At 68.2% G+C, this 15,893-nt stretch carries 13 protein-coding genes; 6 read left to right on the plus strand and 7 right to left on the minus strand.

Annotation, left to right across the window (positions count from 1 at the left end; translation table 11 throughout):
• Nucleotides 1–5: 5 nt before the first annotated feature.
• Entirely contained in the window at nucleotides 6–1,418 is a 1,413-nt protein-coding gene (pntB, locus tag LXE91_RS34685; RefSeq protein WP_039355444.1) for a Re/Si-specific NAD(P)(+) transhydrogenase subunit beta, read from the plus strand.
• A 246-nt stretch (nucleotides 1,419–1,664) separates the two neighbouring features.
• Here the strand turns inward: pntB and LXE91_RS34690 are convergent, their stop codons facing one another.
• The gene (locus LXE91_RS34690; RefSeq protein ID WP_039355445.1) at nucleotides 1,665–2,288 is read right to left on the minus strand and encodes an ABC transporter ATP-binding protein; all 624 of its coding nucleotides are present in this window, start codon (nucleotides 2,286–2,288) and stop codon (nucleotides 1,665–1,667) included.
• A gap of 11 nt (nucleotides 2,289–2,299) precedes the next feature.
• Nucleotides 2,300–3,601, minus strand: a complete 1,302-nt coding sequence (locus tag LXE91_RS34695) for a DUF6136 family protein (RefSeq protein WP_135370808.1) — start codon at nucleotides 3,599–3,601, stop codon at nucleotides 2,300–2,302.
• Between the two features lie 285 nt (nucleotides 3,602–3,886).
• On the opposite strand from LXE91_RS34695, the gene LXE91_RS34700 reads away from it, so the two are divergent.
• The 4 genes from LXE91_RS34700 to LXE91_RS34715 all read left to right on the plus strand — a co-directional run bounded on the left by LXE91_RS34700 (nucleotide 3,887) and on the right by LXE91_RS34715 (nucleotide 8,255).
• Complete coding sequence (locus LXE91_RS34700; RefSeq protein WP_039355450.1) at nucleotides 3,887–4,324, plus strand: tetratricopeptide repeat protein; 438 nt, start codon at nucleotides 3,887–3,889, stop codon at nucleotides 4,322–4,324.
• Nucleotides 4,325–4,422: 98 nt separating this feature from the next.
• Nucleotides 4,423–4,872, plus strand: a complete 450-nt coding sequence (locus tag LXE91_RS34705) for a GNAT family N-acetyltransferase (RefSeq protein ID WP_039355452.1) — start codon at nucleotides 4,423–4,425, stop codon at nucleotides 4,870–4,872.
• Nucleotides 4,873–4,983: 111 nt separating this feature from the next.
• Complete coding sequence (nosR, locus tag LXE91_RS34710; RefSeq protein WP_039355454.1) at nucleotides 4,984–6,405, plus strand: response regulator c-di-GMP phosphodiesterase, NosR family; 1,422 nt, start codon at nucleotides 4,984–4,986, stop codon at nucleotides 6,403–6,405.
• A gap of 80 nt (nucleotides 6,406–6,485) precedes the next feature.
• Nucleotides 6,486–8,255: a histidine kinase gene (locus tag LXE91_RS34715; protein ID WP_039355456.1), complete on the plus strand. Its 1,770-nt coding sequence runs from the start codon at nucleotides 6,486–6,488 to the stop codon at nucleotides 8,253–8,255.
• Nucleotides 8,256–8,301: 46 nt separating this feature from the next.
• Here the strand turns inward: LXE91_RS34715 and LXE91_RS34720 are convergent, their stop codons facing one another.
• The 3 genes from LXE91_RS34720 to LXE91_RS34730 form a co-directional block, all read right to left on the minus strand.
• On the minus strand, nucleotides 8,302–9,405 hold the full coding sequence (locus LXE91_RS34720) for an extracellular catalytic domain type 1 short-chain-length polyhydroxyalkanoate depolymerase (RefSeq protein ID WP_039355458.1): 1,104 nt from the start codon (nucleotides 9,403–9,405) through the stop codon (nucleotides 8,302–8,304).
• 255 nt (nucleotides 9,406–9,660) lie between these two features.
• A complete protein-coding gene (locus LXE91_RS34725; protein WP_039355460.1) occupies nucleotides 9,661–11,364 on the minus strand; it encodes a cobaltochelatase CobT-related protein in 1,704 nt (567 codons plus the stop codon).
• 4 nt (nucleotides 11,365–11,368) lie between these two features.
• Nucleotides 11,369–12,571: an ATP-binding protein gene (locus tag LXE91_RS34730; RefSeq protein WP_039355462.1), complete on the minus strand. Its 1,203-nt coding sequence runs from the start codon at nucleotides 12,569–12,571 to the stop codon at nucleotides 11,369–11,371.
• Nucleotides 12,572–13,049: 478 nt separating this feature from the next.
• On the opposite strand from LXE91_RS34730, the gene LXE91_RS34735 reads away from it, so the two are divergent.
• Nucleotides 13,050–13,574, plus strand: a complete 525-nt coding sequence (locus tag LXE91_RS34735; RefSeq protein WP_039355568.1) for a GNAT family N-acetyltransferase — start codon at nucleotides 13,050–13,052, stop codon at nucleotides 13,572–13,574.
• A 76-nt stretch (nucleotides 13,575–13,650) separates the two neighbouring features.
• On the opposite strand, the gene LXE91_RS34740 is transcribed toward LXE91_RS34735, so the two are convergent.
• Nucleotides 13,651–14,862, minus strand: a complete 1,212-nt coding sequence (locus LXE91_RS34740) for an ATP-grasp domain-containing protein (protein WP_039355464.1) — start codon at nucleotides 14,860–14,862, stop codon at nucleotides 13,651–13,653.
• A 49-nt stretch (nucleotides 14,863–14,911) separates the two neighbouring features.
• The gene (locus LXE91_RS34745; RefSeq protein ID WP_052760051.1) at nucleotides 14,912–15,856 is read right to left on the minus strand and encodes a hypothetical protein; all 945 of its coding nucleotides are present in this window, start codon (nucleotides 15,854–15,856) and stop codon (nucleotides 14,912–14,914) included.
• Between the last annotated feature and the right edge of the window lie 37 nt (nucleotides 15,857–15,893).

The raw sequence follows: 15,893 nt of genomic DNA on the forward strand, positions 1-15,893 counted from the left end.
CAACAATGACTTCCAATCTGACTACCGTCTCCTATATCGGCGCGGCCATTCTGTTCATCCTCAGCCTCGGCGGGCTGGCCAATCCCGAGACCGCACGGCGCGGCAACCTGCTCGGCATGATCGGCATGCTGATCGCCGTGCTCGCCACGGTACTCGGCCCGCGCGTGTCGGCCGAGGGCATTCCGTACATCGTGGCTGCGCTGGTCGTCGGGGGCGCGGTGGGCCTCTACGCTGCGAAGAAGGTGCAGATGACGCAGATGCCCGAGCTGGTTGCGCTGATGCACAGCCTGGTCGGCCTGGCGGCGTGCCTGGTGGGCTTCGCGAGCTATATCGATACGTCGGTGCAGTTCACGGGTGCCGAGCACGCCATCCACGAAGTGGAAATTTATGTCGGCATCCTGATCGGTGCGGTGACCTTCGCGGGCTCGGTGATCGCATTCGGCAAGCTCTCCGGCAAGATCGGCGGCAAGCCGCTGCTGCTGCCGGCCCGGCACTGGCTCAACCTGGCCGCGCTGGTGGTGGTGATCGTGTTCGGCCGCGCGTTCCTGCATGCGGAGACGGTCCAGGACGGCCTGACGCCGCTCATCGTGATGACGGTGGTGTCGCTGCTGTTCGGCGTGCACATGGTGATGGCGATCGGCGGCGCGGACATGCCCGTCGTGGTGTCGATGCTCAACAGCTACTCGGGCTGGGCGGCGGCGGCCACCGGCTTCATGCTCGGCAACGACCTGCTGATCGTGATCGGCGCGCTGGTGGGTTCGTCCGGTGCGATCCTGTCGTACATCATGTGCCGCGCGATGAACCGCAACTTCATCAGCGTGATTGCCGGCGGCTTCGGCACCGGCAGCGGTGCGCCCGCGGCGGCGGGCGGCAGTGCACAGCCGGCCGGCGAAGTGGTGGCGGTGAGCGCGCTGGAGACGGCCGAGCTGCTGCGCGATGCGAAGAGCGTGATCATCGTGCCGGGGTACGGGATGGCCGTGGCGCAAGCCCAGCACACCGTGCGCGAACTCACGAAGGTGCTGCGCGAGAAGGGCGTCGACGTGCGTTTCGCGATCCATCCGGTAGCAGGCCGCATGCCGGGGCACATGAACGTGCTGCTCGCCGAGGCGAAGGTGCCTTACGACATCGTGATGGAGATGGACGAGATCAACGGCGACTTCCCCGAAGCCGACGTGTCGATGGTGATCGGCGCGAACGACATCGTGAACCCGGCGGCGCAGGAAGATCCGGCGAGCCCGATCGCCGGCATGCCGGTGCTCGAGGTGTGGAAGGCGAAGACCTCGATCGTGATGAAGCGCAGCATGGCGTCCGGCTATGCGGGGGTCGACAACCCGCTGTTCTACAAGGACAACAACCGGATGCTGTTCGGCGACGCGAAGAAGATGCTGGACGAGGTCTTCGGGGCGTTGAAGGCCTGACGGGGCGCATGGCCGGGCGCGTGCGCGGGGCGAACGATGGATCGGCTGGGGTGTCGGACAGTCGGTTGATCGGGGCCCGGCGCGCCGGCCGTGCGTATCGTGAAGGTCACGGAAGTGCGGGGCGGGAGGGGCCGCTTCGCACGTTCTTCCGGCAAAAGACAGCGATCGATTGCCGGTGCGTAGTTCCCCCTCCGGCCAGCCGCCACACCCGATCCTTCCCCGGCACTGCGCCGGCGACGCTACCGTCTATCCAGCGAATCCAAGCTCCGCAAACGTGGTGACCCTTGCGTCGCATGCGCGCGCCAGCGCCGGATCGTGACTCGAGAAAAAGACGGCACGGTCTTTGGCCAACGTCTTGAACAGATCGATCAGCACTGCACGCGACGCAGCATCGAGCCCGTTGCCCGGTTCGTCGGCGATCACGACGGTGGGCGCGCCGAGCATCGTCGCCGTCAGGAACAGTTTCTTGCGCGTGCCGAGCGACATCTGCTCGAAGCGCTTCTCCATGTGGGGCGCAAGCCCGAACCGATCCGCCAGCTCGAGCGTGCGGGTATCGACGACGGTCTTCTTGGCGGCCGCCACGAGATCGAGAAACTCGCGCCCGGTCTGAAACGGATAGGCCAGGCAATCGTCGGGCACGTATGCCAGCGCGGATTTCGCGTCGAGCGGCGCGGTGCGCAGCGAATGGCCGCCGAGCCATACTTCACCTTCGTCCGCGTCGATCGTGCCGGCGAGAATGGCGAGCAACGTCGATTTGCCACTGCCGTTTTCGTCGCACAGCGCAACGCATCCGGCGCCGGATGCATGATTGAGCCCTTGAAAGATGACGCGCTTGTCGTAGCGCTTGCCGAGATTGTCGAAGCGGAGCATGGATCGGGTGATCAAACGAAGATTGGCCAGGTGAGCATGACCCAGACGACGGTCAGCAGCAGGCCCAGCAACACGGATTGTCGGGACGCAAAGCGTTGAGGCAGATAGTGTAATGCGAGGAGCGGTGCGCCCGAGCACACGAGCGCCATCGCCATCTGCGATGACAGCACGCCATGCATCGCCAGCAACAGCGGAGCGACGGCGGCGAACGGCAGCGCCAGTGCGGCAACGGTTAGCCAGTCGGCACGGCGCTTCGCAAAAGCAGACATCGGCAACGATCGCATGAAGTGAGCCGCATGCAGGTGAGCTGCCCGCAGATCGCGATAGGTCGCCGCCGCGATCAGTGAAATGGCGGCCTGCGCCATCAGCGTCAGCGGAACGGCGCGCTTGTCGAAACCCCAGAGTGCGAGCAGGAAGCATGTCGAAGCGACGACCGAACCCATCATCAGGCAATGTCCGACGGTGCTTGCGGCTCGGTCCTGCAGGATGCCGATTTGCAGCCTGGCCACCGGAGAAAGTCCGTTCCTCACACGGGTCCGGATGGAATCCGCGACGCGTCGCGAAAACGCCCCCGCTACTCGCGAGCGAGCGGCCGACGCAGGGGCGATATGCGCAATCGTGAATGCCGCGAGCAACAACGGCACGGTCAGCAACACGGGACGTAACGCGCCGTCTGCATGAAAGCCGCCGACGAGGAAGACGTTGGCAACCGTCAACGCGATTGCGTTGCGTGTATTACGCGACAGCGCGGTCATTTGCCAGCCGAGCGTAATCAGGAACAGGTCGAGAACGAACAGGTAGTTGATCGCCTTCTGCGGCAGAAAGGCGAGTGCGACTGCTGAAGCCAGTACGGGCAGCAGCAGCGGTGTGCTCGCGATGATCACGACGATCGCGTCAACGAGACGGCGGCGGCCATCAGGGATGGGCAACGACGCAAGGAAGGCGCCGAACGGCCCCCCGGTGATGGCGGTACGCTGCGCCAGTACCCACAGGATGCCCACGGCTTCGAGCAGGTGCACCCACGCGAACCGCCATTCGATGCCGTGCGACGGCGCCAGCGCGGCGAGTACCGGGGCGCCGAGGATGCGCGTTTGCGAAAACACCGGCATCGCCGGCAGCAACAGCATGGCCAGCAGGAGCAGTGCCTGCCAATGCCTGCGCAGCAGGCTGGACGTCGCGTGCGCGTACCACCTCAATCGGCAAGACAACATCGCTTCCGGCTCCCATTCACTGTGCAAACGAACCCGGCATCGTGCCACGGCGGCCGGCGCGTCACAACCACATCCGTATTCGGTGGCCGTGGCGACGCGCATGAGATCGCCGTGTCGTATGAGGAACCATCAACGCGAAGCGTCACGTCGGACGCGAAAGCGGGCTCAGGTATCTGCCGGCGCAGCATCCGGATTACCGCCTCGTCGGACTCGCGGGCAATGCGCCGTCGCTGAAAGTCGAGACGCGCGCGTCATACAGGTCGAGTATGCTGGACGAACGCCGGCCGGACGAGCGATCAGGACGGCAAAACCGCACACAATCACCGCGATTGCTTCGCAATCACCGGCCGCACCGGGCCGACTTCAACTCCGGAACAGGGACTCGACATGGCAGAACTGGACAACGCGCTGTACGAACGGATCGGCGCGCTGAGCGACGCAGGCGATGCATTGATGGAAGACGGCGACTACGAAGGCGCGCTCGAGAAATTCTGGGCGGGATTCGACCTGCTTCCCGAACCCAAGACCAACTGGGAAGCCGGCACCTGGTTGATGGCCGCCATCGGCGACGCGAATTTCCATCAAGAGAACTACGCGGCCGGGCGCGATACGCTCGCCCAGTCGATGCATTTCCCCAACGCAATCGGCAACCCGTTCCTGCACCTGCGGCTCGGTCAGTGCCAGTTCGAACTCGGCAATCTCGACCGTGCGGCCGACGAGCTGATGCGCGCCTATGCGAGCGGCGGCCCGGAGCTGTTCGAGGACGAGGACGGCAAGTACCTGCGATTCCTGGCGACGCGGGCGGACGGCATCGAGACGCCCTGACGCACGCGGTTCGCGCCGCCGGCCGGCGCGCGGCGCGAGAAAACTCCGACGCCGGCGCGTGATGCCCGCCGCCTTCTCCATACAAGCGCAACCTGCCCATGAACCTGACCTTTCCCGTCGCCACCCGATCCGACGCCGAGACGCTGGTCGCCATCCGCATCGCCGCGATGCGCGACAGCCTCGAGCGCATCGGGCGCTTCGATCCCCAGCGTGCGCGCGACCGGTTTCTCACGTCGTTCGATCCTGCGCTGTGCCGCTTGATCGATGCCGACGGCGTGAACGCGGGCTTCTTCGTGGTCCGGCCGCAGGAAGATCACTGGTTGCTCGACCATCTGTACATCGTGCCCGAGCATCAGGGAAAGGGGATCGGCGCGGCCGTGCTGCGCAGGATCCTTGCCGACGCCGACTCGCAGCGCGTGCCCGTTCGCGTCGGCGCGCTGCGCGGCAGCGATTCGAACCGCTTCTATGCCCGCCACGGCTTCGTGCAGGTAGACGAAGCGGAGTGGGACATCTACTACGTGCGCGCACCGGGTGCGACGACGGTGTAGATCGCATCCGCGGTGCGATCCGGGCGAACGCATCAGCGTTTTCCCGGATACGGAATGCGCGGCGCATGCCGATGATGCAGAGAGACTATAAATACATGATCCGAGGCCATCATGACGACATCTGCAACAAACGGACCGAATGCGGTATCGCCTGAAACGACCGGGGCGGCAGCGACCTCCGACGATGCGGGTGGCGTGCCGTCGATCCTGCTGGTCGACGACGAGCCGAGCGTGCTGTCGGCGCTCAGGCGCGTGTTCCGGCCCGCCGGCTACGAGATCCTGACCGCGGAAAGCGGCGAGGCGGCCCTCGAGGTCCTGGCGTCGACCGAAGTCGACCTGATCGTGTCCGACATGCGGATGCCGGGCATGAGCGGCGCGGAGTTCCTCGCCCGCGCACGGTCGCTGTACCCGGACACGATGCGCATCCTGCTGACCGGCTATGCGGAAATCGCGTCGGTCGTGCAGGCCGTCAACGACGGCGGCGTCTATCGCTACCTGAACAAGCCATGGGACGATCACGACCTGCTGCTGACCCTCGAACAGGCGCTGGAGCAACGGCGCCTGCGGCGTGAAGCGGCCCGGCTGGCCGCGCTGACGGAAGCTCAGAACGAAGCGCTGCGCCGGTTCAACACGGAACTCGAAACGCAGGTTCGCGCGCGCACGGAAGAACTCGGCCAGACCGTGATGTTCCTCGAAGCCGCGCAACGCGACCTGAAAAGCAGCTTCACCGCGATGGTCCAGGTCTGTGCGAGCATGATCGAGATACGCTGCGGGTCGGCCAGCGGTCACGCGATGCGGGTCGGCGAAATTGCGCGGCGGCTGGCGCTGAATTCCGGGATGAGCGAGCTGCATGCGCAGGACGTCTATTTCGCGGGGCTGCTGCACGGCATCGGCAAGCTGTCGCTGCCGGACGAATTGCTGCGCAAGCCGCTCACGAAGATGACGGCGGAAGAGCACGGCCTGTACCTGCAGCATCCGCTGCGCGCGCAGATGGTGCTGACACCGGTCGCGCAACTGCACAAGGTCGCGTCGATCGTGCTGCACCAGTACGAGCGCTTCAACGGACGCGGCACGCCGGACGGCCTGGCGGGCGACGCGATCCCGCTCGGCTCGCGAATCCTGGCGATCGCACGCGATTTCGAAGGGCTGCGCAATGGCGACATCGGGGCGCCGCATTCGGTCGAGCAGGCGCTCGACGCGTTGCGCTCGCAGGCCGGCGTGCGTTACGACCCGCGGATCGTCGACGGCCTGAACGAACTGATGCGGGACCCGGCGAGCCTCGGCATCGCGGCGTCCGTCGCGGAGGTCAAGTCGGCGCAACTGCGCGAAGGGATGCAACTCGCCGACGATCTGCGCACGCATCGCGGCGTGCTGCTGATGACCAAGGGCAGCGTGATGTCGGCGCACCAGATCGAGCTCGTGCGCCGCTTCGAGACGCGCGAGGGGACGTCGTTCGACATCCTCGTGCTGGCCGGCCAGGCCGCGGCGAAGCCGGCGCAGGGCGCGCCGAATGCAGGCGCGGCACCGGCCTGAGCCCGGCCGCGCGGCCTGATGGCCGCGGTGCGCGACTGCGCGCCGCGGCAACGTACTCACCTCGATCCGGGCGCTCGATCATGTACGGCACCTACAATCTCCCGCTCGTCCTGCTGTCGCTCGCGATCGCGACGCTGGCCTCCTATACGACACTCGACCTGGCCGCCTTCATTTCGCTGCTCGACAATCCGAAGCTCAAGCGTGCGTGGCTGGGCGGCGGCGCGGTGGCCATGGGCACCGGCATCTGGTCGATGCATTTCGTCGGCATGCTCGCGTTTTCGCTGCCGATTCCGCTCGGCTACGCATGGCCGGATACGGGCGCGTCGCTGGCGATTGCCGTGCTCGTGTCGTACTTCGCGCTGACCGTCGTCACGCGCGCACGGCTGGGCTGGCGGCGGCTGCTCGTGGGCGGCGCACTGATGGGCGCCGGGATCGCCGGCATGCATTACACGGGGATGGCCGCGATGCGCATGGAACCCGGCATCCGCTACGATGCCGCGCTGTTCGCCGCGTCGATCGGCATCGCGGTGATCGCGTCGACTGCCGCGCTCTGGATCGCACAGGCGTTGCGCGTGCAGCAGGCGCGCCATGCTACCGCCCAGCGGGTCGGTGCGGCCTTCGTGATGGGCATCGCCATCACCGGCATGCACTACACGGCGATGGCGGCCGCGCATTTCGCGCCGGACGCGCGGTGCGGGGCCGCGAACGGGGTCGACATGCCGTGGCTCGCGACGACGGTCACGCTGTTCACGACGGCCACCCTGGTCGTCACGCTGTTGCTGAGCCGCTTCGATGCGCGCACAACCTTCCTGCGCGGGATGGCCGATACGCTCGAGCGGCTCGTACGCTTGCGCACTGCCGAGCTGGAACGCGCGCTGCACCGCTACGAGCAGACGACGGCGATGCTGCAGCACACGCGCGAGAACATGGCGACCGAGATCGACGAACGCAAGGCCGCGCAGGCGCGGCTCGAACAGGAGAAGGAGGAGCAGCGGCGCCTGCTGCATGTGCTCGAGGAAACCCACGTGCAGCTGCTGCAATCGGAAAAGCTCGCGTCGATCGGCCAGCTCGCGGCCGGTGTCGCGCACGAGGTCAACAATCCGATCGGCTTCGTCAGTGCGAACCTCAACACGTTGAAGACGTGGGTGCGCAGTCTGCTCGACGTGATCGCCGCGCATGAAGCCGCGCTGCCGCAGCTCGACCCGGCCGCGCGCGACGCGCTGGCGGCGACGGGCCGCGCGGCGGACCTGGACTACGTGCGCGGCGAGATCGAGACGCTGATCGACGAATCGATCGACGGCGCGCTGCGCGTGCGGCGCATCGTGCAGGACCTGCGCGATTTCTCGCGCCCGGCCAGCGACGAGTGGAGCGTGGTCGATCTCCGTGCGGGCCTGGAAAGCACGCTCAACGTCGTCCACAACGAACTCAAGTACAAGGCCGACATCGTGCGCGATTACGGCGACGTGCCGCAGGTCGAATGCCTGCCGTCGCAGTTGAACCAGGTCTTCATGAACCTGCTGGTGAACGCGGCGCAGGCGATTCCCGAGCGCGGCGTGATCACGATCCGCACGTCGAGCGATGGCGAGCAGGTGTCGATCGCGATCAGCGATACGGGCACGGGCATGACGCCCGACGTCGTCCGCCGGATCTTCGATCCGTTCTTCACGACGAAGCCGGTCGGGCAAGGCACGGGGCTGGGCCTGTCGGTTTCGCACGGCATCGTCAAGCGCCATCGCGGCGCCATCGACGTGACGAGCGAACCCGGGCGGGGCACGACGTTCTGCGTCCGGATACCGATCCGGCGGGCCGGCGATCGCGCGAACACGGCGGAGCTTGAGCAACGGGCGTGATCGCGCGACGGCGTCGCGCACCACGGGCCAGCGCGGTTGTTGCCGGTCAGCTCAGCCGCTGGCGGTGTTGGCGACGAAAGAAATGCCAGAACATCGCGGTGGCGTCCGGCCCCGTGGCGGAGTGAAACGGCTCGCGCGGGTCGCCGCCGCTCCATGCATGCGGCAGCCGGCGGACGATGCAGACCCTGACGACGAGACGCCCGGCCTTGAGATAGTCGACGTAGTCGGCATCGTCGCGCGCATAGGTGCGTTGCTCGCCGACCCGCATCGCGCCGTGTTCGTCGACGAGCCGGTTGAGCCGCGCGAACGCGATGCCGAGCTGCGTCGCGTTCCGGTCGGTCACGACCGTATCGAGCGCGCCGTGCATCACGAGGGCCGGCATGCCGGGATAGGACGTGACGTCGGCGCAGGCCTCGACCGCGCGTATCGGGTCGTCGCGCAGGCCTCGGCGCATCAGGTTCATCGCCGCCAACGTCGACGACGGCGGGGCGATGGCCGGGCCGGAGTGCAGGCCGACTGCCGCGAAGCGGTCGGGATACCGGATCGCCAGTGCCGCGGCGAGCCCTGCTCCGGCGGACATGCCGGCGAGGTAGATCCGGTCGCGGTCGAAGCCGTGCTGTCGCACGATTGCGTCGACCAGCGACGTGACGGCCGCGGCTTCCGACTCCGTCGCATCACCATGCCAGTGCCAGCAGCGGTGCGCGTGCGCCGTCTTGGCCTGTTCGGGAAACAGCACGGCGAACCCCGACCGCTCGGCGAGACGGCACATGCGCGTGCCCGCGGCAAACGATTCGGCACTCTGCTTGCAGCCGTGCAGCATGACGACGGCCGGCATGCCGGCTGTCGCCGCCGGCGCGGTGGGGAGATACAGCGCGTAGGCAACGTGGTTCACGTAACGGCCGGCGCTCGGGCCCGCGGAATGAAACGAGCGAAGCCACGTGCCGGGCGCCTTGTCCGCCGGTGCGCGGGCGGCAGGCACGGTATCCGTGCGCCTGGCGGTGCGCACGGTGCCGGCCGGCCGGGCGACCGGCTTGACCGCCCGCTTGGCGGCCGGTCGCGGCTTGCTCTTGCGCTTCGCCGCGCGCGTGCCGGCAGCGACGGAGAGCAGTTCGAGGTGCCGCAACCAGAGGCTGGTTTTTTTCCTGGGCATGTGCAGTTTCGTGCCGGCGGCCGACCGTGGCAGGAAGATGCGGCCGACTCCGCCGTCGAGTTGACAATCGAAAGAGGCGCGGAGCAAGGATCGTGCTGCGGGCCGCGCGCACATCGAAACCGGGCGACCGGCCGAATGCAACGCAACGCCGATCCTGCGTCACCGCGGCGATTCGAGTCGGCCATCGGCGATGTTAGCCGTCCGATGTGACGCGCCGGCGAATCGAAGTGTGCTTCGACCCTGTCGCGCGCGAGGCTAGCGCCGATCCAGCAGTGTATCGCTCAAAACGCTGAACGCCGCGCCCGGCAATTCATGCAGATGCTCGACCACGCGGCTGACCGGATAGAACGTTTCGACCGCATCGTCGAGGATCCCGACACCGATCAGTTCGACGCGCCGCTCGCGCAGCGCATCGACGCGGGCGCGCAGGTCGGTGCGCAGGATTGTCGGGTTGCCGTCGCCGGTGGCCGGATAGCCGTCCGACAGCACCATCAGGATTCGCCGCCGTGCCCGTTTCGCCAGCAGCCGCTCGGCGGCCCAGCTCAACGCCTCGCCGTCGGGATTCTCGTGGCCGCATTCGATGCAGGCGAGGCCGCTCGGGTTGTCGGAATCGAAGCGCTTGTAGACGCGCAGGTCGAGCCGTTCGACGAACCGGTTATAGCCGAACGTGTCGTGGCCGGCGTCGATCCAGCGCTGGTAATGCGCGCGCATCGCGGCATCCTCGACGGAGCTGTAGCCGAGCACTTCGCACGCGAAGCCGAGCTGCGTCAGCGCATCGCACAGCGCCGCCGCGCACAGCCTGGCGAGTTCGATCTTCCTGCCGGCCATCGACCCGCTGCAATCGATCAGCAGGCTGACGGCCGCGTCGCGCCCGGGGGCGGCGCGCGGGACGCGGAATGGCGTGCGATAGCCGGGCGACGTGACGAGGTGGGCGAGCGACATCCGGTCGAGCTCGCCGCGCTCCTGTTCGCGTTTCCAGCGCGTCTGCTCGTCCACTTTCAACGCACGTTCGAGCCGTAGCTTGAGCGGCTCGGTCTGCGCGCGGGCCGCGCTTCGCAGGCGGTGCCAGCGCGCCGGTTCGCCGTTGCCGGTGAAGTCCGTCACCGTATCGAACGCGGTGGTCAGCGGGACCGACAGCAGCGGCCGGTTGTCCGCGGACAGGCGGATCGTGCGGGGAGCTGCGTCGCCCGGCGTCGGCGCTTCGGCCGACGATGCCGTGTCGGCGATCGCACCGCCGCCCGATTCGGCGGAAACGGGCGCCCGGGAATCGTCCGGCGCGCCCTGTCCGTCCGATTCGAATTCGGCGGCGATGCTGTCGCTGTCGATCGTGCTGCCCGGATCGGCCGTGAACATCATGTTGTTCGCACCGGCCGACGCCAGCGCGCGCACGCGTTCGACGATCCGGTGCGCGGCGCGGATGCTGTCGGAGGTCGACGTTGCTGCACGCGCTGCGTCGACGAGGTCGCTCGATGCAGCCATCGTTGCGTCGAGCGACGGCACGCGCTCGATGGAAGGCGGCGGCTCGCTCCACAGCGCACGTTCGATGCGCCACACCAGCCTGTCGCGCCATGCCATGCGAGGCCACCGGCGGTGCGTGTCGGCGGCCGTCGCCGCGCGCATCCGCTGCAGGAACGTCGTCGCGCCGGGATAGATCGCGGCGAGGCAGCCGGCCGCGCGCCGGTCGTCGATCGCCTGCGCAATGGCCCGCACCACGGGCGACGCCAGTGCGGCTATGTCATCGATCGCACCGAAGCGGATGCGCGCCGCGTAGAGGTCGACGAGGCCGATAATCGCATCGTCGTCGACGTCGCCGGCGAGCAGCGTGTCGGGCAGCACCAGCAGGTCGGGTTGCGCGACGGGCCCGTGTTGCGCGAACCGTACCTCGATGCCGTGCCGTTGCGCGAGCGTGCGGGCCAGACGGGTCAGGTGGAGCGACCGCGCGTCGTCGTCCCGGTCCATCGCGTCAGGCCTCGACGTCGATGTAGTGGCGGATGATGCTGCGGATCAGGTCGGCGTCTTCCGCGCCGACCTTCGCATAGATCGTCGGGCCGGCGGCCGCTTCGGGATCGCCGGTGCGCAGCATCAGCTCGGCCCAGTCGATCAGGCGCCGCGTCGAGAACGCGCTGGCCAGATCCTCGCGGACGAACGCGGCGCGGCAGTCGGCCGCGATTGCCGCAAGCGTGTCGGCCATCTCCGAGGTCATGGCCGCGCCGAACGTGCGCTGCAGCACGCGCGCCTCGTCGGGCGGCGGCAGGTAGTCGAGGCGGTAAACTCGCCAGCGGTCGAGAAACGCCTCGTTCATCACGTTGGCGCCCTGGTACAGATGGCGGAACTGCCCCATCGCACCCACCGCATTGGCAGTCGCGAACAGCCGGAACGACGGATGCGGGACGACGATCTCGTTGCCTTTCTCCTTCAGCAACAAGCGGCCGGCCGGTTCGAGCACGGCCGTCAGCACCGCGAGGATCGCCGGTTCCGCGAAGTCGATCTCGTCGACGATGAGCCACAGCCCTTCACGCATCGCGGTCGGCAGCACGCCGTCGACCCAGATCGTCTCGCCGCCCTTGACGGTCCAGAACCCGACGAAATCGCCGACCGTCGTCTGCCCGTTCATGTTCGAGCGCAGCACGCCATGGCCGGCCAGCGCGGCGGCCTGCTCGATGAGGCTCGTCTTGCCCGTGCCGGTGTGGCCGATCAGCAGGATGCGCCGGTTCTCGACGATGTCTTCCAGCACGTTCGTCACGCGCGCGGTGAACAGGTAGGCCGGGTTCACCGGCGGCACGAGCGGCCCGCCCGGGCCGCGCGGCATCGGCACGCCGCCCACCTGCGCGACGTGCGTCGCATCGCCGGCTGCGGCAGGCCGCGACGCGTGCGCGCTTCGCAGCGCCTGCATGAACGCGCCGCGATCAGCGGGCGCCGCGCGATCGCCGGCTTCACGCCGGACGAAGCCTTCCTGGATCCACTTGTGCAGTTTCGCATCGAGGTTGTCCGCATCGACGACCGTATCGACCGACGTGCTGCCGTCAGGCCGGTGATGCTGGATGCGGTACATGTGCGCGCGTTCCGAGCGGCTGACGATCCATTGCCCGGCGGACGGGTCCGCCAGTTGACGATAGACGCCGAGTACCGACGCGGCGGAGGGGGAGGAATCAGCGGGTGCGTTCATGGTGGCGAGCGAGAGTGGGCGGCTGGCGCGTCATGCCTGCGATGCATCGCGTCGATTGTATATTTTTGCCGTGAACCGCGACATTCGCGCGGGAATCGATCCGCTGCGATCCGGCGGGGAGCAGGCGGCGCGTCGGCTTGCCGGCGCAGCGGAGCGCCGTGGGCAATGCGCTGCAGCATGATCTTTCGGCTTCCTTGCTATGCCCCGAGCCGCTTTTGCCGTGCCGATCCGCCGGCAGCGGGGCGGCCAGGCTCGTGCTTGAGAAGGTCGATTGACACCCAGCCTTGCGCCGATTCCCGGGTTTTTCACGAAGACAACCCGTCATGTCGAATCGCGGGCTGTCACATCTTGATCAACCGGGTGGAATTTCAGTACCGTAGCAGGCTTGATCACCGGGCTTCCATCGCGTGTCCTCGGGCCGCCCGGCTCGATATCCCATTGCGCGCCGGTCGATGACACAGGCGAAGGAGTGTTGAACGTGACGTTGACAGGCGGGGACAAGGTGAGAATTCGTCGTGCCAGCGCACTCGATGCCCCGGCCGTTCTGTCGATTTTCGACGGCGTGATTGCGTGGTTCGTCTCCATCGGCAACGACGGGCAATGGGGCCGCGAGCCCTGGTCGACGCAACCCCGGCGGATCGCACTCGTGACCGACGCCTGCGCGCTGCCCGACGCGTGGGTGGCAGAAGACCAGGACGGCCGCGTCCTGGGCGCATTGATCCTCGGCGAGTCGATGCCCTACGTGCCGCCCGCGACCGAGCCGGAAATCTATGTGCGCGTGCTGGTTGCGTCGCGCGATGCGCGGGCGCGGGGTGTCGGCCGGCGCCTGATGGCCTTCGCGGACGAGCGCGCCCGCGCGGCCGGGGTGAAGCGCTTGCGGGTGGACTGCTATGGCGGCGGGACCGGCGCGCTGGTGCGTTTCTACGAGTCGTGCGGCTATGAGCGAATTTCACCCTTCGACGTGGAAGGGTGGCCGGGGCAGTTGCTGGGGCGCCGTTTGTGACCGCGCCTGACCGAAGCCGCGCGGCACGACGGCTCGCGGCCGAGCCCGGGAAGGCATCCAGTCGGTCGTTTCACGGCTAGCCGGAAACGGTGGGCTGCCCGACGGGATTCCCGTGGGCCGACGAACCGGAATGCGCGGGCGCACCATCCGCACCGTGCGCGACCGGCAGCGCAACCCGTACATAAAGAAACGCACGCCGCTCGCGGTCGGGCAGCACCTGCGGTCCGTAACTGATCGTGACCGTCCCGTCGTGGATCTCACCCGCCTGCGCGAAACGCCATGAGCCGGGATCGCTGTCGAGCAGGAATTCCGCGCGCGCATACGCTTGCGGTTCGAACCGCTCGGAAATCTCCACCGGGCGTCCGTCGAGTTTGTCGAGCAACGCTTCGGCCATGTTGAAGCCATAGCCGTCGCGCACGATGTCGCAGATGAAGCTGCCCGCGATGCGCGGATTCAGTTCGATCACGTGCGGCACGCCGTCGTGCACGATGCAGTCCAGGTGCACGGGCCCCCAGGTCAGCCCGGCGGCCGCCGTGGCGCGCGTCCCGATGTCGATCAGTGCGCGCAGCGTGCTGGTATCGAGGTCGAGTTCGGACGTATAGCCGCGCTCGAGAAAGCCTGCCCCATGCCGTTTCAGCTTGCGCAGCGCGCCGACGTACCGGCCGTCGAAATACTCGACGCAGTATTCGCTGCCGCTCAGGAATTCCTCGATCACGACGCGCTCGGTCGCGAGCGCTTGCGCGTCGGCGTGTCCGGCGGCGAGGGCGTCGAGCTGCGCACGCACCTCGGCGATGCTCTCGCAGCGCCGCACGCCGTCGCTCGCCGAGCCTTCCGACGGCTTGACGACGACCGGGAAGCGCAGCGGGTCGGCCGCGAGCGCCGCCGGCGCGGCCAGCGTGCCCGTGACGAATTGCGCGGACGGGATGCCGTGCGCGGCGAGCAGTGCCTTCTGGTTCGACTTCGACACCGCGTGCGCGACGTGGCGCGCATCGGGGCCGGGCAGGCCGAGTGCGTCGGCGACCCATGCGGCGGTGCGCGCATAGGTGTCGTGCGCGGTCGTCACGCGCAGCGTGTCGATCTCGTCCGGATAGCGCGTGCGCAGCCAGCCGGCGAGCTGGCCGGCATCGGGTTCGAGGTTGATCGTCTCGACGCCCGCCGGAAAAACGCCGTCGAGACGGTGCCCGGGGGCGGTGATCACGGTCACGGCCGCTTGCCGCGCAAGCGCGCCACGCACGAGCGCGAGGCTGCTGCCGGTGGCGCGGGCGCCGATCACGATGAGTCGCTTCATGCTGGATCCTTGATCGAAGGCGGAAAGATGGAACGGCATCGCGTGCCGGCTAGCGTGCACGGCGGCGCAGGCGCTGTGCTTCGAGGCGCGGCCGCAGATGCTGGACGACGCGCGGCAGCGTGTAGATCGGCAACTGCGCGCAGGTAAACACGAGCGCCATGGTGGGCGTCGCGGCGAGCCCGAGCGCGGCCCACATCAGGCCGACGTTGCGATTGGCGACGATCAGCGCGACATTGAGCCGCGTGCGGACATCGCCGGGCGTGAGCCCGTACGCGATGACCTGGAAGCCCGCGTTGACGGCGAACGCGAGGGCGATCGCGGTGAATGCGCGGTGCGGCGCGTCGACGATCGATTGCTGCATGCCGGCCATCGTGCCGAGCGCGAACACCAGCAGTGCGACGACGACGGTCGCATCGATCGGCGTCGCATAGCGGTCGAGCCGTGAGCCGGCGAAGCGCCGCACGAGCAGCGCGACGCCCTCGGCGCTGCCGATCAGCAGCGCGAGCCGCCACGCGAGCGTCAATGGCGAAATCGACACGGCCGCATCGTGGCTGAACCAGGCCGTCAGCAGCGGCGCGGTGAGCGGCACGAACACCATCGACGCGAGGGTCGCGACGAGCGCGACGCTGGCGTCGAGCGACAGCATCCGCGCGATCGTCGACGTGCCGCTCGACGGCGGCGCGCAGTACGCGATCACCAGCGCGACGACCCAGTCGTAAGGCATGCCGGCGAGCCGGGCGGCGATGCCGAGCGCGACCGGGCACGCGATCATCGTCGCGGCGGGCAGCAGCAGCGACACGGCCGGCCGCCGCGCGACCGCGCGCACCGCGCTGGGCTCGACGCGCAGCAGCGTGCCGAGCACGAACAGGAACACGGTGACGGGCATCAGCGGCCGCGCGAGATCCGCGAGCGGCGGCACCAGCAGCCCGAGGCCGACGCCGCACGCGAGCACGGTCGGACCGCGCCGCACCAGCGCGGCGATCAGCGTGCCCACGGGCGCGCCTCGGAGCGACGGCGGACGGGCGTACGAC

The sequence above is a fragment of the Burkholderia contaminans genome, from assembly GCF_029633825.1.
GTDB lineage: Bacteria > Pseudomonadota > Gammaproteobacteria > Burkholderiales > Burkholderiaceae > Burkholderia > Burkholderia contaminans.